The sequence below is a fragment of the Microbacterium tumbae genome, assembly GCF_054780175.1.
In genome coordinates, this window is sequence record NZ_BAAGWV010000001.1 from 760,061 (window position 1) to 777,904 (window position 17,844).

Annotated in this window: 10 protein-coding genes; 1 reads left to right on the top strand and 9 read right to left on the bottom strand. The window is 69.0% G+C overall.

The window, feature by feature from the left end; all coding sequences use genetic code 11:
- Positions 1–21: 21 nt before the first annotated feature.
- The 4 genes from ACYVGQ_RS03585 to ACYVGQ_RS03600 form a co-directional block, all read right to left on the bottom strand.
- Positions 22–5,175 carry a glycoside hydrolase domain-containing protein gene (locus tag ACYVGQ_RS03585; protein ID WP_460783151.1) on the bottom strand — a complete coding sequence of 1,718 codons (5,154 nt, stop codon included), beginning with the start codon at positions 5,173–5,175 and terminating at the stop codon, positions 22–24.
- An 85-nt stretch (positions 5,176–5,260) separates the two neighbouring features.
- Entirely contained in the window at positions 5,261–8,503 is a 3,243-nt protein-coding gene (locus tag ACYVGQ_RS03590) for an immunoglobulin-like domain-containing protein (protein WP_460783152.1), read from the bottom strand.
- 144 nt (positions 8,504–8,647) lie between these two features.
- On the bottom strand, positions 8,648–9,484 hold the full coding sequence (locus tag ACYVGQ_RS03595) for a hypothetical protein (protein WP_460783153.1): 837 nt from the start codon (positions 9,482–9,484) through the stop codon (positions 8,648–8,650).
- Between the two features lie 130 nt (positions 9,485–9,614).
- Entirely contained in the window at positions 9,615–10,607 is a 993-nt protein-coding gene (locus tag ACYVGQ_RS03600) for a formylglycine-generating enzyme family protein (RefSeq protein WP_460783917.1), read from the bottom strand.
- Positions 10,608–10,734: 127 nt separating this feature from the next.
- On the opposite strand from ACYVGQ_RS03600, the gene ACYVGQ_RS03605 reads away from it, so the two are divergent.
- On the top strand, positions 10,735–11,328 hold the full coding sequence (locus tag ACYVGQ_RS03605) for a short chain dehydrogenase (RefSeq protein ID WP_460783154.1): 594 nt from the start codon (positions 10,735–10,737) through the stop codon (positions 11,326–11,328).
- Positions 11,329–11,437: 109 nt separating this feature from the next.
- Here the strand turns inward: ACYVGQ_RS03605 and ACYVGQ_RS03610 are convergent, their stop codons facing one another.
- From ACYVGQ_RS03610 to ACYVGQ_RS03630, 5 genes are all read right to left on the bottom strand, one after another.
- A complete protein-coding gene (locus tag ACYVGQ_RS03610; RefSeq protein WP_460783155.1) occupies positions 11,438–13,018 on the bottom strand; it encodes an ABC transporter substrate-binding protein in 1,581 nt (526 codons plus the stop codon).
- A gap of 131 nt (positions 13,019–13,149) precedes the next feature.
- Complete coding sequence (locus ACYVGQ_RS03615; RefSeq protein WP_460783156.1) at positions 13,150–15,015, bottom strand: dipeptide ABC transporter ATP-binding protein; 1,866 nt, start codon at positions 15,013–15,015, stop codon at positions 13,150–13,152.
- Complete coding sequence (locus tag ACYVGQ_RS03620; RefSeq protein WP_460783157.1) at positions 15,012–15,863, bottom strand: ABC transporter permease; 852 nt, start codon at positions 15,861–15,863, stop codon at positions 15,012–15,014. Before ACYVGQ_RS03620 ends, ACYVGQ_RS03615 begins: the two co-directional genes overlap by 4 nt.
- The gene (locus ACYVGQ_RS03625; protein ID WP_460783158.1) at positions 15,860–16,825 is read right to left on the bottom strand and encodes an ABC transporter permease; all 966 of its coding nucleotides are present in this window, start codon (positions 16,823–16,825) and stop codon (positions 15,860–15,862) included. The genes ACYVGQ_RS03620 and ACYVGQ_RS03625 overlap by 4 nt, the downstream gene beginning before the upstream one ends.
- The gene (locus ACYVGQ_RS03630) at positions 16,822–17,784 is read right to left on the bottom strand and encodes an isoaspartyl peptidase/L-asparaginase (protein ID WP_460783159.1); all 963 of its coding nucleotides are present in this window, start codon (positions 17,782–17,784) and stop codon (positions 16,822–16,824) included. The genes ACYVGQ_RS03625 and ACYVGQ_RS03630 overlap by 4 nt, the downstream gene beginning before the upstream one ends.
- Positions 17,785–17,844: the final 60 nt, after the last annotated feature.

Sequence of the window (17,844 nt, forward strand, 5' to 3'; positions counted from 1 at the left end):
CTCGGCGAAGGGCGGCTCCGGTCAGCTCCGCACGCGGCGGCGGATGATCAGCAGCACCGCGCCGAGGGCGAGGAGCAGCGCTCCGAGGCCGCCGACGGTCCACCAGACCGCGCCGTCCGCGCCGGTCACGGCGAGGTCGTCGCTCCCGCCGGAGGACGCCGCGATCGTGATCTCGGTCCAGCCGACGAGCTCGCCGTCGGCGTCCAGCATCGCGAGCCGGTGCGTCCCCGGGGCGAGGCCGTCCGGCAGCGCCAGCGTGGCGACGCCCGAGGCGTCGGTCTGCGCCCAGCCCAGCGCCGTGGGCTCCGAGTAGACGTAGCCGAAGTGCCAGACCGAGGCGCCGAGCCCCGTCACCGTGACCCACCGGCCCGACACCGTCGCGGAGATGAGGTCGCGGAGCCCCTCCGGCAGTTCGGCGCCGTCTTCGACAGGGGCGTCGGGCGTGCCGGACGGCTGCTCTGCGCCGGGCTCTCCGGTACCAGGCTCTCCCGTACCCGGCTCGCCCGTCCCCGGTTCTCCGGTACCCGGCTCCCCCGTACCCGGTTCCTCGCCCGGCTCGGCGAGCCCGTCGAGCGCCTTCTCGAGACCGGCCACCGCAGCGGCGTACTCCTCGTAGGAGGCGCCGTCCTGCACGGCCGTCGCGACCTCGACCGCGGCATCCAGCGCGGCCACCGTCTCGGGGGTGTAGGCGTCGCGGTCGACGGCCGCCGCCCGATCGAGCAGCACCGGCAGCAGGCGCACGGCCTTCCACTCCAGCTGATCCGCGGCGAGCGTGAGGATCCGCAGCGCCTCGTCCACCTCGTCCTGCGTCGCGCCGGACGCCTCCGCGACCCGCGCCGCGCGGTCCAGCGCCGCACGGAACACCGCGAAGTCCACCGCGAGATAGCGGTCCTCGTGGGCGGCGAGCGCCTGAGCATCCGCCACGGCGGCCTGCAGCGCGCCGAGGTCGACCGGCGGCTGCTCCACGGCGACCGGCGCGAACTCGAACCAGTCGAGGTTGGAGACGTAGTTGAACTCCTGACCGGCGACGGCGTCCACGCGCATGACGACGATGAGCGTGTGCGTCCCCGTCACCGGGCGGTCGAGATCCGCCGTGGTCACGACGTAGTTGCCCCATCCGCCGGTCTTCGGGAGCTGCACCGTGCCGACCCTGTTCTCCTCGCTCTTCTCGTCGAGGTAGAACTCCAGTCGCGGATCGGCGCCGACTCTCTCATCGCGGGTCGAGGAGCGCACCGTGATGGTCGCGAGCTCCCCGGCTCCGAAGTCGACGTCCTGGTAGGTCAGCTCGCCGCCGTCGTACGTCCCGCCGATGTTGCCGGAGGGGCTCGTGCCCTCCTTGATGAGCGATCCGCCGCTGGTCGTGCTGGCGTCCTCCGCCTGCACCCGCACCGGATCCACCACGACCTCGTCCTCGGTCGTCTTCAGGAACTGCGCCCAGTCGAGGTTCACGACCCAGGAGTTCGCCGCCGCCGGGTCCGGCGTGCCGCCGAACACGAAGTAGATCGTGTTCGATCCGGCGAGCAGCTCCGGATGCTCGATCACGGCCTCCGCGGTCGCGAAGCTGTTCCAGCCGTCGGTGGTCTGCACGTCGATCTTCGCCGCCACAGGGCCGTCGACGGCTCCGACGCGGACCTCGACGTACTCGTCCTTCGCCGTGTCGGCCGGGTGGTTGGCGTAGCGCAGCTTCACGCGGACCGGGAGCGCCCCCGCGAAGTCGATCCCTTCGTAGGAGATCCACGAGCCCACCGTGACGCCGCCGATGTTCCCCACGGTCCCTCCCGCGGAGTCCGCGGTCGTCTCGGGGTTGAGCCGTCCACCGGAGGAGGCGTCGAAGTCCTCCGCCTCCAGCACCCGGTAAGGCGTCTCGGCGATCGCGAGCGCCGCGCCGGCCTTGGTGAGCGCCTTGAGCGCGGACTCGAGCTGCTCGTCCGTCGACCCGGTGTCCGCCAGGACCGCCCTCGCCTCGTCGCGCGCCGCGCTGAACGCGGCGAAGGACGATGCGGTGTAGGCACCCTTGACCACCAGCTCGGCCTCCGCGAGGAGCGCCTCCAGCTGCGCGCGCCGCTGACGGTCCACGACGAGCTCGAGCGTCCCCAGGCCGGAGACGCCGTCCCCGCGGATGCTCGACGCCGGGGCGCCCGTGATCGCGGAATCCGTGAACGCGAGGGAGAACGAGGCCCTCTGGGCCTCGCCGAGCGATCCGGTGAGGTGCACCTCGACGGTCGCGTCGTCGCGCTTGACCCCGGTCGCGGCGACCCCGTCGGGAAGCCCGGGCAGGGTCAGCGCCCCGTCGGCGACGAGGTCGCGTCCCGACGTGCCGGCGAACGCGGCGCCGCTGAGGGTGAGTGCGACGGTCGCGTCGATCGTGCCGTCCGGCGCGGAGACGACGCGGGTGCGATCCGCGCGCAGCGTGACGCCGTCGAAGACGACCTGGAGCGCGAAAGTCCGCGTGCCCGTCGACGGCTTCTTGCGGAAGGCGTCGTCGGCGATGGCGAGCTGCAGGTCGTCGATGCTGTCCATCGTCCCCGACCGCTCGGCCCTGCCCTCGAGGGTCAGCAGCACGCTGCGGTCGCCGGTGCGCTCGGCGACCAGGGTGAGGCCCGCGGGCACGTTCTCCGCGGAGATGGCGCCGGATGCGGCGAGGTCATCGCCGTTCCTGCCCGCGAACGTGCCGTTGGCGAGCGTCAGCGGGATGCCGTTGCCGATCGACCCGTCACCGGCATCCGACTCGGCGAACACCTTCGAGCCGATCGAGATCGCGCTGGTCGGCTCGTAGATCGAGCTCGGGACCTCGTCGCTCAGCGACGAGGAGGCGACGCCCTCCTCGGCCCAGTCGGAGGCGGTCCCGCCCATGTCGAAGGACAGCCGCCCTCCGGCGGTGAGCTGGTCGTAGGTGATCCAGGTGCGGTCGAAGTCCTGGCCGTTCAGCGTCGCGGACTGGATGTAGAAGTCGTCAGCGGAGACGCCGTTCGCCGTGATGTCGAAGGTGCGACCGGACTCGTAGCTGATCCGCACGTTCTCGAAGAACGGCGTGCCGATCTGATACTCGTCCGACCCTGCGAGGACGGGGAACAGGCCGAGCGCCGCGGCGACGAACGTCGAGGACATCGTGCCGGTGTCGTTGTCCATCGTCGGCAGGAAGCCCTGCGGGGAGTTCTTGAAGACCTTCGTCTTCACCGGCGGGGAGAACTCGCCGCCGCGCGAGGGGACCTCGTTCGTGGATCCGGTGGCGATGTAGCGGTTCCAGGTCTCCTTGGTGTAGATGCTCCGCACCCAGTACTGCGTCTTCGACGGAGCGCCGACGTAGTTGAACAGATACGGCGCCTGCAGGTCGATCTCGTTCGCATTGGCATGGAGCATCCGCGATCCGTCGTCCGGGGCGTGCTCGCCGAACATGAAGCTCAGCGCCGAGAGGGTCTTCTCCTCGCCGCCCATGAGCTGGATCATGCCGCCCATGTCGTCCGCGGCGTACCAGTTGTACTGCCAGAGGGTGCCCTGGTAGACGTTGCCCGCCTCGAAGGACTCCGGGTCCACGTTCGCCCACGCGCCGTCGGCGTTCTTCGGGAACACGAGACCGGACGTGCTGCCGTCGGCCAGCGTGACCGCGTCCTCACGGTAGAGGTTCGTCCAGTTCGCCGCGCGCAGGCGGTACGCCTCCGCCTCGGCGGTCTTGCCCAGAGCTTCGGCGATCGTGGCCATCGCCCAGTCGTCGTAGGCGGTGCCGAGCGTGTCGTCCACCTCGTTCGCGATGTATCCGCGCTTGACGTTGTCCGCGTTCGCATAGCCGCCCTGCGCCTGCGACACGAGGGCCGGCCAGGCGTCCGCGAGGCCGCGCAGCTCCGCTCCCTTGGCGACGGCGTCCGCGACGACGACCGCTGCACGCTCGAAGCGCACGGTCGGCACCGAGTGCACGACGTTCGACAGCGATCCCTTGCCGGTCGACGCGAAGGTCGCATACAGGTCGACGATGGACTGCGCGATGTCGCGGAAGACCTCCGGATAGCCGATCGCGAGGATCTCGTACTTGCGGAAGTCGTCCCAGAAGCCCCATCCGTCGTAGTGGGTGTAGCCGTCCGCCTCGTGGACCTCGCCGTCCAGCCCGCGATAGGTGCCGCTCGTGCTCGTCGCGTTCGCCGGCATGCCGAACATCCGGTAGAGGTGCGTGTAGAAGAGCGTCTGCAGCTCCCCGTCCGGGTCGCTCGTCGCCGATGCCGTCACGGCCAGGCGTCCGAGGATCTCGTTCCACGCGTCCGAGGTGTCCTGACGAACCTGCTCGAAGCCGCGGTCGCCCATCTCGGCGGCGAGGTCGGTCTTCGCCTGCGCGGCGCTGATCGGCGACACGGCGACACGGAGGCCCACCTCCTGGTCCGCTTCCACGTCGAACTCCAGGACCGCTCCGATGTCGGCGCCGTCCTGATGCGCGGTCGTGCCGAGCGCTCCGGAGCCTCCCCAGGTGCGCACGCTCGCCACCGGGGCCGTCGTCTCGACGTAGTAGTGCATCGTGTAGTCGTAGCCGTTGAAGTGACCGGTGAAGCCGCCGGAGAGCGATACGCGTCCATCGGGGAGCTTCTGGTAGTCGAGCGTGGCGCCCTTGCGCTGGGTGAAGTTGTTGCGCAGGTCCACGACGAGCGAGGCGGTGCCCGCCTCGGGGAAGGTGAACCGGTCCTGACCGGTGCGGACGTCGGTGGTCGCCTCGGCGAGGATCGCACCCCGGTCGGTCCCCAGCTCGACGCCGTAGTAGCCGGGCTCGGCCTCCTCGGCGTCGTGGCTGTAGTCCTTCGCGTAGGTGTCCGTCGACGGACGGCTCGTGTACGCGGTGTAGGTGGGGACGACGAGGAGGTCGCCGCCGCCGCCGGAGCCGCCGACGCCGTCGAGGTTGGTGTGCGTGAAGCCCGCGATCTGGTCCTCGGCGTAGTCGTAGCCGCTGTGGGAGCGCCCAGACACGGTCATCGGGTTGATCTTGACGAGCGAGTTGGGCGCCTCGGCCCCCGGGAGGTCCTGGCCGAAGTCGTCCTCGGTCGAGACGAAGCTGTTCACGTAGTCGGTGAAGTCGGTGGTCGCCGCGGGCGCGGCGGGGGCTGCGGCCATCGCCGCGGTCGGGACCAGGGCGGAGCCGAGGACGGCGGCGAGCACGCCGGCGGTGATGAGCCGGCGGGGGCGGGGCGGGAAGGACATGCGCGGCGGATTCTCCAAGAGGAAGGGTCAGGGTCGGGATGCTGCGAGGGGACCGGTGCGTATCCGATCCCCTCGCAGCATGCGATCAGTGCTGGATCGCGCGGCGACGGCGAGCGACGAGGAGCGCGCCGCCGGCGAGGAACAGCAGGGATCCGATCGCGGCGAAGCCCCAGGCGGCATCCGATCCGGTGGTGGCCAGCACCTCGCCGCCGGACACCGTGATCTCGACCCAGCCGACCAGGTCGCCTGCGGCGTCCAGCACGGCGAGGCGGTGCGTCCCGTCCGCCAGGTCGGCCGGGAGCGTCATGGTCGCGGCGCCGTTCCCATCGGCCTGGGCCCAGCCCAGGGCGGTCGGGGTCGAGTACACGTAGCCGTAGTACCACTCGTCGGCGGTGAGGCCGGTGATCGTCGCCGTGCGACCGTCGACCGTGATCTGCACGGCATCGCGCAGATCGGCTGGGAGGTCCCCCCCGTCCGCCACCGGAGCGGCAGGGCTGGACGACGGCGCACCGCCTGTGCCGGGCTCACCCGTACCAGGCTCACCCGTACCAGGCTCACCCGTACCAGGCTCTCCGGTTCCGGGCTCTCCGGTTCCGGGCTCTCCGGTTCCGGGCTCTCCGGTTCCGGGCTCTCCGGTTCCAGGCTCGCCAGTTCCGGGCTCACCCGTACCAGGCTCCTCGCCCTCGGCGAGGACCGTGACGGTGCGCTCCGCGGTGCTCACGTTGCCGCGGGCGTCCTGCACACGGTAGACGAGCTCGTACGCGCCGGCCTCAGCGGTGTCGACGGCTCCCTCGACCTCGATCTCCGAGGTGAGGTCCCCGTCGACGTTGTCCTCCGCCGAGACGCCGTCGAGCGGGTCGAACGCCGAGCCGAGGGCGATCTCGCCGTCGGCGGGCACCGTCAGCTCCGGCGCGGTGTCCTTCACGAGCGTGACCTCGTCCACGACGCTGTTCACCGGGTTGGCCGCGCCGTTCGCCTCGCTGCGCAGCGTGCGCATCGTGATCGCGTCGTCGCTCACCTCGAGGACCGAGTAGTTGCGCACCTTCTCCTGGTTGCGGACGGATGCCCACCAGCGGTCCTCGTCCGTCTGCGCGCCGTTGAGGTCGTAGTACTTCGATCCGCTCGCGGAGTTGGCCGTGAGATAGAGCACCTCGCCGTCCTTCGCCTCGACGACGCCCTGCGCCTCCTGCTCGGACGGGTCGGCGAGCTCGCCGTCCTTGATGAGGTAGCTGCGCGTGTAGTGGTGGTCGTGACCCATCAGCACCACGTCGAAGCCAAGCTTCGAGATCTCCTGCGGCATGGTGCTGCGCCGCTCGATGATGTCGCCGTCCGTCGCGTGGTTGGCCACCGAGTAGATCGAGTGGTGGAAGGCGAGCACCTTCCACTTCGCCTCGTCGCCGTGCTCGGCGATGACCTGCTCCATCCACTCGTAGTGCGACGCGTAGTCGCGGCTGTTCGAGTTCAGGTTGAGGAACAGCACGTCCTTGTAGATGAACCAGTAGTCGCCGCCGGAGGAGGTCGAGGTGCCGGCGCCGGCCGTCAGGTCCTCATTGGGCAGGTTGAAGTGCTGCTCATAGGCCTTGGAGCCGACGTCGTGGTTGCCGTTGGTCGCCACGAGCGGGATGCTGCGCAGCTGCTCCGGCTTGAGGAACGTCGTGTACTGGTCCTCGTTGGGGGCGTTCTCGACCTGGTCGCCGGCCGAGAACAGCAGCTCCGCATCCGGGTAGCTCTGCGTCGCGACGTTCACGGTGTCGATCCATCCCGCCTCGTCCCTGGCGAGGTTGCCGGAGGCGCCGACCTGCGGGTCGCCGAAGAACAGGAAGGAGAAGTCGCCCGAGAAGTCCTGCGTGCGGAACGTGTACAGGTCCGACCAGCCGGCGTCGTCGCTGCCGACGCGGTAGGCGTACTCGGTGTTCTCCTCCAGGCCGTCCAGCGTGACGTCGCGGAAGAACTCGCCACTGGTCGTGCCGCCGGTGTTCGTGGTCTCGATCGTGCGCGCCGAGGCGGGGAAGGAGTCCCCGGTGACCTCGGAGGCCTTCGCGAGCTGCGCGACCTGCGTCACGTCCTTGTCCGAGTACCAGGCCAGGGAGCGCTCGGCCTCGGTGGCGCCGACGCCGAGCACCACATCGGAGATGTTCGCCTGCACGGGTCCGGTGGGCTGCTCGACGGGGACGAGCGAGGTCAGATCGAGGTAGATGTCGCTGCTGCTCTCGCGGTCCTGGTACAGCGCGACGGCGATCGTGTTCTCCCCGGCCTGCAGCGCATCGGCCGGGATCGTGAAGGTGCTGGTCTGCGGATCGCCCTTGCTGTCGCCGGCGTAGGCGAGGTTCTGGTTCGCCGCCCCGTCGACGCGGTCGTCCACGAAGCCGGCGACCTTCTCGCCGTTCACGTAGATGCGCACCGCGTCGTCGTAGACGATCCGGCCCTGCAGCGACTGCAGCTGCGCGAGCTGGCCGGCCGAGACCTCGAACTCGTTGCGGAAGTGGTAGGTCGGGACGTCGTTCTCCGAGCCGTCCAGCTTGTACTGGACGACGGTGTTCGCGACGAACCCGTTGCCGAGGTCCGCGCCCCCGTTCTTCGTGCCGAAGGAGCCGACGCCCTCCTTCCAGGCCGCGTCGTCGAAGTCGGCCTCGGTCCAGCTCAGCGTGCCGTCGCCGGAGGGATCCGTGCCGTCGTCGGAGTACTTCCAGGCATCCGCGGTGCCGAGGAAGCTCTCCGGCAGGGAGGCGGGACCGAACTCGAACCAGTCGATGTTCGCGACGTAGTGCACGGGCTGCGCGGGGTCGTCCTCGGTGAGGAGCACGGCGATGAGCGTGTGATCCCCCGAGACCTCGGTGTCGAGATCCGCTGTCGCCGTCTGGTAGTCGCCCCAGCCGTTCGTCAGCGGGAGCGAGACCTCGCCGACCTTGTTGGCCTCGGTCTTCTCGTCGAGGTAGAACGCCACACGGCGGTTGTTCCCCGTGCCGTCGACGCGCGTCGAGTAGCGCACCGTCACGGTGGACAGCGGATCCGTTCCGAGGTCGGCGGCGTCGAAGTACAGCTCCGCGCCGTTCCAGGTGCCTCCGACGTTGCCGGAGGGGCTCGTGCCCTCCTTCTTGGTGCCGCCGCCGTTGTTGGACGTGTAGTCCTCGGCCTGGATGCGGACCGGCGCGACGGATGCCACGGCGGCCGTGGGGACGGATTCCACGCCGAATGCGGCGCCGGGGAGGACGGCGGCGCTGAGGGAGGCCGCGCTGAGCGAGAGGAGCACCGCGGTGGCGACGCCGGTGCGTCCGATCCGGTGTCTGCGCGTCCCGGCCGGAGCCGGTGTCGCTTCGTTGGTCAACAAGATGTCACACGCCAATCTGGATTTTTCTCAAGGGGGAGAGGGCTTCGGGAGAGCCTCGACCAGGATCCTGAGCGCAGATGACGAACAGCCCGCGGGGAGCTGAACGATGGGTGGCGCGCAGGGAAACCACTGGTGACAGCGATGTCAGAAAGAGTGGTCGCCGAGATGCAGCACCACGCCGGTGACGCCCTCGCGCACGCTGGCGACCCCTGCGGCGAGCGCGTCGGCGCCGCGCTGCGCCGTCACGCTCGCCGGGTCCAGCGGTCCGTCCGGCCCGACCTCGGAGCCGCGCGACGTTGCACCTTCCCAGATCACCGCGGTCACGTTCGCCGTCGGCTCGAAGAGCTGGGCGCCGACGATCAGGATCTGCTGGGACAGGAGCTTCGGCGTCTCGTAGTTGAAGACGTCCGCGACGCCCTCGCCGAGGCCGACGAGCAGATCCGGCTCCTCATCGACCGCCGCTTCGAAGGCGGCGCCGACCGGATCGTCGCCCTCCACGGCGGGGAACTCCTCGAGATCGGCGCCAGAGCTCGCGGCGAAGGCGCGGATGCCCTCCAGCAGGGCGCGCGATCCGGCAGAGCCGTCGGGGACGACGACCGCGATCCGGTAGCCGCTCAGCTCGTCCGCCGGGGGCGGCGTCGCCTCGATGGTGCGACCGGGCGCGGGCATCGGGGTGCTCTCGGGGGAGACGATGCCAGCGGAAGGGCCGGCCGCGGAGGGGAGAGCGGGATCCTCGACCGTCGCGGCGCATCCGGTGAGCACCGTCATCGCGAGGAGGACCGCCCCGATCAGTGGACGGGGACGTCGGGACGTGAGCACCGCAGCAGTGAAGTCGCCCGAGGTGTCCTCGAGGTGACGGCGGGGTGGCCGTGCCGTGAACCCGGCAGCCCGCTCACACCAGAGGAAGCACGTCCACGACGACATGTCCACGCTGCTGTCGGGGAGGTGATCCGCGTCTCGCCCTGCGCGACGGAACCTCACGCGATCTCCGTCAGCGGACCAGCCGGCAGACCGTGTCGACCCCGGCTCGAATCGACGTGGCCGTGCCCTTCCGGCGCGATGGCCTGGCCTATCCTGAAGCGGTCCGCTGCCCCGGCCGAAGAGATGCGACTCAGAGCGCGACGGTCCGGAAGCCGGCGTTGCCCATCGACGAATCCGGGGTGTTCCGCGACCGCGCGGAGTTCCGGTAGCGATTGCAGTACGAGATGTGGCACAAGTAGCTTCCGCCCCGCAGCACCCTCGCCCGTCCTCCCTCCGGCCCGACGGGGTTGGAGCGCGGCGAGACGCCGTAGTAGGCCGGGTCGAACCAGTCGGCGCACCATTCCCACACGTTTCCGACCGGCTGCCACAGGCCGAAGCCGTTCGGGGCGAACGAACGCACCGGAGCGGTGGTCAGCCATCCGTCGTCGAGAGTGTTCTCCTGCGGGAAGCGACCCTGCCAGATGTTGGCGCGCCAGCCGCCGTCATCGCCCTCCTCATCGCCCCAGGGGTACTTCGCGCCTTCGATGCCGCCGCGCGCAGCGCGCTCCCACTCCGCCTCCGTGGGAAGACGCCGGCCGGCCCATTCGCAGTACGCCACGGCATCGTTCCAGCTCACGTGCACGACGGGGTGATCGCCCAGCTTCTCGATCGACGAGTCCCGTCCGCCCGGATGGGACCAGTCGGCGCCGCGGACGCCGAACCACCACGGCGTCCCCGCAGCAGGACCCATGACATCCTCCGCCGGCGCGGCGAGAGCGAGGTGGAACACGGCGGAGAACCCGAACGCCTCGGCTTCGGTCCGGTACCCGGTCTCGCCGACGAATCGCGCGAAATCGTCGTTGGTGACGCTGGTCGCGTCGATGGAGAACGGGTCCACCTCGACCTCGTGCAGCGGGACCTCGCCGTCCTGCGGATTGCGGTCCCCGGAGGCATCCCCCATCACGAATGTCCCCCGCGGGATCGACGCCTGCTCGACGGCATGCTCACCGCCTCGGGCCGATGCAGGGGTCGCATCGACGCCCAGGGAGGAGAAGGACCCACGCCCCGGCGCCCCACAGCCGCACGTCGGTCCGCACGAGCCCCATTCAGCGGATGCGCTCACTTCCCCTTCTTCCTCCCCCATCATGCTCTCATCCCGTCGGCGCTGCACCGCGCTGAGAGGGTGCGGCTGTGAGAGCATGGCCGTGCACTCCCGCTGATGCCCGACCACCGCATCCGAACAGGGTGCAGGGATCAGGAGAGACATCATCATGCGCGTGCTGGTCATCGGTGCGACAGGACACATCGGCGCGGTCGTCGCGGACACGTTGGAGCAACGCGGTCACACCATCATCCGCGCCTCCCGGAATTCGCAGCCGAGCATCGACATCTCCGATCCCGAGAGCATCGAGAGCTGCTTCGACCGCCTCGAGACCGTGGACGCCGTCATCGTCGCGGCTGGATCGGTGCCCTTCAAACCCCTCGCAGACCTCACCCGCGACGACTACCTCGCCGGATTGAACTCGAAGACTCTCGGCCAGCTCGAAGTCGTGCGCCATTCTCTGCGGAGAATCGGCGACCGCGGATCGATCGTCCTGACCACCGGGATCCTGGCGCGGGAGCCCATCGCGACCGCAGCCGCGGCGGCGCTCGCCAACGGCGCGCTGGAGTCGTTCGTCCGCACCGCAGCCGCCGAGGCCCCGCGCGGTATCCGGATCAATGCGGTTTCGCCCGGTGTTCTCGAGAACTCCCCCGGCTATCACGCCCTCTTCCCCGGCCATCGCCCCGTCACCGACGTCGAGATCGGAGACGCCTATGTTCGCGCAGTGGAGGGCATCATCACCGGTCGGGTGCTGACCGTCTAGGCCCTCCGTCTGGCCCCTCCGTCCGTGCGATCCGCGTGCGGTGCCGCACATCCGTGCGCCGGTCACCTCGTGAGGCGGCCGGCGCACGGATGCTGTCAGCAGAGCCCGCTCACTTCCTGCGGATCTCCAGCACATACGGCGCGACGTCGGTCGAGAACGCGTTGAACGTCGGCCATTCGACGGTGCTCGCGAGGGCGACGTTGATGTTTCCCGCGTAGAGCGGAACATAGGGGACGTCATCGGCGACGATGCCCAGCAGCTCCGAGTACGCGGCGAAGCGCTCCCCGGGATCCGTCGTCGCGTCGCCCTGCTCGATGAGCGCGTCCATCTCGGGGTTGATGTAGTCCGCAAGATTGTTCTGACCGATCTCCGCCGCAGAACTCCACAACGCGTTCTTCGGCATCCCCCCGGGATCGGGCGTGCGGTTGTTGAAGAACGTGTACTGCACCGGCACCTGCGTGTGCGGCTGAGAGAAGGTGTTCGTGTACTCCGCCTCCGAGAGCACCCGCACGTTCAGCGTGATGCCGAGCTCGCTCAGCTGTCCCGCGATCGCCTGTGCCGCCTCGACGTAGCCGCCGTACGAGGGCGTCTGCAGCTCGGCCTCGAACCCGTCGGGCACCGACGACTTCGCCATCTCGGCCTTCGCGGCGTCGAGGTCGAAGTCATACGTCTCGAGCGAATCCAGCAGCGAGTCCACCTCGTCCTGGCTCGCGATCGAGAGCAGCTGCGACGGCGGGATGATGGTCCCGTCCGGCTCTGCGTTGCCGCCGATCACGTTGACGATGTCCGCCTTGTTGATCGCATAGGCCACCGCGCGACGGACGTGAACGTCGTTCCACGGCTCCACCTGCGTGTTCATCACGAACAGACCCTGGCGCGTGCCGGGAACGGTCGTCACCTCGGTGCCCGACGTGGACGCGAAGGCGCGGGGGTCGGCGGGGAAGGCGACGTCGAGGGCGCCCGTTCGGAATGCCAATGCCTCGCTGTTCTCGTCGGCGAAGCCGGTGAGGGTGACGGAGTCGAACTCGAGGTCGCCGCCCCAGTAGTCCTCGTTCGCCGAGTACGTGGCCTTGCCATTAGAGGTGTTGAGCTCGTCGAGCACGTAAGGACCGGTGCCGACAAGCCCCTCTCCGGCTTTGCCGAAGTCCTCTCCAGCGCTCTCCTGCTCCGAGACGTCGAAGATGTATCCGTTCATGGCGAGCACGTACTGGAAGCTGGCGGTCGGCGCGTTGAGAGTGACGACGACCGTCTTGTCGCCCTCCGCGACGACATCGGCGATGTCGGCGTAGCGGAACGACTCCGAGAACTCGGGGTCACGGGCGTAGTTGATCGAACCGACCACGTCATCGGCGGTGAGCTCCTCACCGTTGGAGAACACGACGTCGTCACGCAGGGTGTAGACGTAGGTGACGTCGTCACGCAGCTCAACCGACTCCGCCAGGTTCGGCTCGACTTCGCCGGTCGGGCTGAGCTTCATCAGATATTCGAGCATGAACGCGTCCACCTGGCGTGCGAAGCCCTGGCCGGGGTCGATGTTGGAGAAGTCGAGGCCGACGATGCCGACACGGAGCTCGCCGCCGTCCTGACCTCCTTGGTCTCCTTGACCGCCGGCGCAGCCGGCCAGGACCAGAGCTGAGGAGGCGGCGGCGACCGCCGCCCATCGTGCTCGTCTCATGAGTCGTGTGCGCATCGTTGAAGTCCACCTTTGCTGTCGGGTGCAGGACGTTGACCACACACTGTCACGCCGCCACCGTGCGAGGTAGTCGGTCCTGGTTTGTGCAGCCTCAAGCCGTTCTTTGGTCTTCACGAGGCGCACTGCGGTCAGCCGCGGGGGGCCTGCGGCGCGTCGTCGCGGAGCCAGGCGCCGGAAGCCTGCGGGATCGACGCCATGAGCTTCTTCGTGTAGTCGTGCTGCGGCGCGTCGAGCACGTCGACCACGGCGCCGGACTCGACGGCCTGCCCCCGATGCATGACGTAGACGCGTTCGACGACCTGGCGCACGATGGACAGGTCGTGGGTGATGAAGAGGTAGCCGATGCCGTGCTCGTCGCGGATGCGGGAGAACAGGTTCAGCACCTGCGCCTGCACGGAGACGTCGAGCGCGGCGACGGGCTCATCGCAGACCAGGATCTTCGGTCGCGCCGCGAGCGCACGGGCGATCGCGACGCGCTGATGCTGTCCCCCGGACAGGGCCACCGGCTTCCGCTGCGCGAACTCCGCATCCAGACCGACCGAGGCCAGCAGCTCGACCACGCGTCGATCGACGTGTCGTGCGTTCGGGTCGTTGATCGAGATCGCCTCGGACAGCGTCGATCCGATGGAGTGCGACGGATTGAGCGACGAGTATGCATCCTGGAAGATCATCTGCACGGTGCTGCGCAGCATCCGCCGATCGCGGGCCGACAGCTTCGCACGGTTCGAGGCATCGATCCCACCGATCTCGATACGGCCGGAGGTCAACGTCTCGAGACCCGCGATCGCGCGTCCGAGCGTCGTCTTGCCCGACCCGGATTCTCCCACGAGTCCGACGCCCTCTCCGGCATCGAGATCGATCGACACCGAGTCCAGCGCGACCACCGTGCCTCGCGCACCGGGGAACTCCTTGCGCGCAGATGTCACGGCGACGAGGGACCCCGCGCGGGCGGGCGGCGGCGGTACGGGAACCGCCTCCTGGGCGACGGCGCGCTCGCGACGCATGTCATCGCGGATCTGCTCCACCCGGATGCAGCGCGTCGAGTGTCCGGATTCGACTTCGCGCAACGCGGGTCTCTCCGTGGTGCATTCCGGAGCCGCCCACGCACAGCGCGTCGAGAACGGACAGACATGCGCGACCTCCGCCGCCGCCGGCACCGAGCCGGGGATGGTGATGAGCTCGGCCACGCGCCGATCAGACGGTGACTCCGAGAGCAGCAGCCCGAGAGTGTAGGGATGCAGCGGCTCGGTCTCGAGCCGCTCGGCGGCGGCCGTCTCGACCATGACGCCCGCGTACATCACGTAGGCGCGATCGCACATCGAGAACGCGATGCGCAGATCATGGGTGATGAGGATCAGACTCATCCCGCGGGCGACCTGGAGCCGCTTGATCAGCGCGAGGATCTCGCGCTGCGTGGTCACGTCGAGTGCGGTCGACGGCTCATCGGCGATGAGCAGGTCGGGTTCCCTGGCGAGCGCAGCTGCGATGGCGATCCGCTGCCGCATCCCGCCCGAGAGCTGGAACGGGTAGCGCTCCAGCACGCTCTCGTCCGTGATGCCGACCTCGGCCAGACGCCGCAGCACCTCTCGACGCCGTTCGGCGCCGTTCATGCGCTTACGGTCCTCACGACGCAACGACTCCTCGATGATGCGCCCGCAGCGGAAGACCGGATTCAGCATGGTGAACGGGTTCTGCATGATGAGACCGATGCGGTGGCCGCGCACCGACTGCCAGATCTTCTCGGGGAGGCCGATGAGCTCGGTGCCCTCGAACGACGCCGACCCCTCGGCCACGACGCCGCGCGGCAGCAGGCCGATGAGCGACTTCGCGGTCATCGACTTGCCGCTGCCGGACTCCCCCACGATGGCGATCGACTCTCCCGGTGCGAGGGTGAGGTCGACTTCGGAGACGATCATGCGATCTTTCGCGCCTCCGTGCACCCCCAGTCCCTCCACCCGGAGGCCGGCCTCGGCCACGGTCTGTGGAGTGCTCATCTGGTCGCTCCTCTGCTGGACAGGCGTTCGTATCCCCAGTCGCCCAGGACACTCACGATCGTCGCGGTGACGACGATCATGAGTGCAGGGGCGAGCACCGCCACCGGATTCACGAAGAGCAGGCTCCTGCCCTCGCTGACCATGAGGCCCCAGTCGGCGGTGCCGGGCGGCACCCCGAGTCCGAGGAAGGACAATCCGGCGAGAGCCACGAGCGCTCCGGCGAACTGGATGCTCAGGTTTGCGATCGCGACGGGAGCGACGTTCGGTCCGATGTGCCACAGCATGATGCGGAGGTCGGGCACTCCGATCGACTTCGCCGCCTCGACGTAGGGACGCGGCACCTGCTCCAGGACCGCACCGCGCACCAGACGGATGTCGGAGGGGACGGTGAGGACGATGAGCAGCGAGACGGCCAGCCAGTAGCCCCCGCCGAAGGCGCCGGCCACCACGATGATCACAAGCGTTCCGGGCAGGGAGAAGACGAGATCGGCCGTGCGCATGATGATCGCGTCGACGACTCCGCCACGGTATCCGGCCACGAGACCGAGGAGGCTGCCGATGATGAGCGAGCCGGCGGCGATCGTGAGCGGACCGACGATCGCGCTCGCCGTGCCGGCCAGCAGCCGCGACAGCACGTCCCGTCCGAGTGCATCGGTCCCCAGCACGTGTTCACCGGTCGGGCCCGACAGACCGAGCGACAGATCCTGCTGCGTGGGGTCGAAGGGGCTGACGAACCGTCCGAAGAAGGCGAGGAACACCACTGCGGCGAGCAGGACGAAGCAGAGCGAGATGAACCAGCTGGGCCGTCGTCGCGGCCGGCGCGGAGTGACGGCGATGTCGATGGTCATGCCAGCGCCTGCTTCCTGATGCGCGGATCAGCGGCCATGTAGGCGAGGTCGGCGAGCAGGGTGAATCCCATGACGATCACGGCGATGACCAGGGCGGTTCCCTGGATCATCGGCATGTCCTGCGCGTTCGCGGCCTGGACGATCAGCTGCCCGAGGCCGGAGACGGAGAACGTCACCTCGACGAAGACCGCGCCGATGAGCAGGTAGACGAGAGTCATGGCCGTCACGCCGAGGATGGGGATCATCGCGTTCCGCAGGATGTAGCGGAAGAGCACGTCGGCCCGGGTGAGCCCGCGCGCGCGGGCGAAGGCGACGAAGTCCTGATCGACCACCGCGAGGACGGCGGCGCGGGTGTGTTTCACGATGAACGCGGAGCCGACGATCGCCAGAGACAGCGCCGGGAGAGTCAGATGCCAGAGCCGGTCGAAGAAGTCCGCCTCGCCCGCGCCGAACGCGGGGAACCATCCCAACGTGATCGAGAAGATGTAGAGCACGAAGATACCGCTGACGAACGCCGGCGTGCTCACTCCGACGATCGTCAGCGTGACGAGACCGCGATCGAGCGCGCTCTGCTGACGAAGAGCGGTGAGCACCCCGATCGTGATGCCGAAGGACATCTCGAGGACGAACGCGAACACGGCGAGGAAGATCGTCACCGGGAACCGGCTCAGGATCTCATCCGCCACAGGCAGCGTCGATTGGATGGATGTGCCGAAGTCGCCCTGCAGCGCGCCCTGCAGCCAGATCCCGTACTGCGTGAAGAAGGGCTGGTCGAGGTGGAACTTCGCCTCGAGCGCCGCCACCGTCTCGGGCGTGCGCGGCTGATTGCCGAGGAGGATGTCCACCGCCGATCCCGGCGCGAGGTACAGCAGCGAGAAGACGAGGAACGAGATGAACAGCAGGAGCACCAGCACCGTGATCACACGACGCCCGATGTACCGTGCGAGCGGGGAGATCGTCATCGACGCAGCTCGACGCCGGGCCAAGTCACGACCATGCTCTCCCCGCGCACCGGCGCGGCATCGCCGGCGCGCATCGACACGTGCTCCAGCGCGGGGCCCGTCGTGAACGAATTCACGCGCCCGTCGGCGGTGAGGACGATCGTGTTCATGATCGCCGAGTCGGGGAAGTCGAGAGCGATCGGCAGCAAGTCCTCGATCGCAGCACGGGCTGCGTCTTCGACATCCCGGCCCATCGCGATCCGGGAGATGATGTCACGGACGAGTCCCCCGCGGATCGACACCTCTCCGAGGCCGGTGCATCCGGCGGCTCCGTAGCGATTGTCGGCGTAGATGCCCGCGCCGATGACGGGCGAGTCACCGATGCGGCCAGGGTGCTTCCAGGCCCAGCCGCTCGTGCTGACGGCGACCGCGAGGCTGCCGTCAGCATCGCGCGCCACCACGTTCACGGTGCCCTTGACGTGCTCGGGATCCGCGGCGAGCGCTGTCAGCTGTGCAAGCGGGCCCCGGAACATCTCGAGCTTGCCGGGAAGATGCCCCGCGATGCCTGACCGCCAGATCTCGCGCGTCTCGTCGGTGAGCAGATCTTCGGCCGTCTCGCCGATCTCGGCGGCGAAGCGGGCTGCTCCTTCGCCGACGAGGAAGACGTGCGGGAGCTTGTCCATGACCGCGCGGGCGACCGTGATCGGGTGACGGTAGCCTTCGAGCGCTCCGACCGCTCCGACCCGGCGTGCGGCTCCGTCCATGATGGCCGCGTCGAGCTGCACGTCGCCGATCAGGTTGGGGAAGCCCGTGTACCCGACGGAATGATCGAGCTCGTTGTCCTCGATCACCCTGGTGGCCGCTTCGACGGCATCCAGGGCGGACCCTCCCGCCGCCAGGACCTCCCAGCCGGCCGGCAGTCCGATCTCCGCGTTATGGCTGCCGGCGATGACGACGCCGTCCAACTGATCCGTTCGCATGTCTCTCCACCATCGAGGCGTCTGTAGGGACTTTCTTCTGCACGATTCTGTGAGTCTGGC

Excerpts from the sequence above, each read along its gene's own strand:
- ACYVGQ_RS03585 (WP_460783151.1), bottom strand. The coding sequence starts at position 5,175 with ATGTCCTTCCCGCCCCGCCCCCGCCGGCTCATCACCGCCGGCGTGCTC.
- ACYVGQ_RS03600 (WP_460783917.1), bottom strand. The coding sequence starts at position 10,607 with ATGGGGGAGGAAGAAGGGGAAGTGAGCGCATCCGCTGAATGGGGCTCG.
- ACYVGQ_RS03605 (WP_460783154.1), top strand. The coding sequence starts at position 10,735 with ATGCGCGTGCTGGTCATCGGTGCGACAGGACACATCGGCGCGGTCGTC.
- ACYVGQ_RS03610 (WP_460783155.1), bottom strand. The coding sequence starts at position 13,018 with ATGCGCACACGACTCATGAGACGAGCACGATGGGCGGCGGTCGCCGCC.
- ACYVGQ_RS03615 (WP_460783156.1), bottom strand. The coding sequence starts at position 15,015 with ATGAGCACTCCACAGACCGTGGCCGAGGCCGGCCTCCGGGTGGAGGGA.
- ACYVGQ_RS03620 (WP_460783157.1), bottom strand. The coding sequence starts at position 15,863 with ATGACCATCGACATCGCCGTCACTCCGCGCCGGCCGCGACGACGGCCC.
- ACYVGQ_RS03625 (WP_460783158.1), bottom strand. The coding sequence starts at position 16,825 with ATGACGATCTCCCCGCTCGCACGGTACATCGGGCGTCGTGTGATCACG.
- ACYVGQ_RS03630 (WP_460783159.1), bottom strand. The coding sequence starts at position 17,784 with ATGCGAACGGATCAGTTGGACGGCGTCGTCATCGCCGGCAGCCATAAC.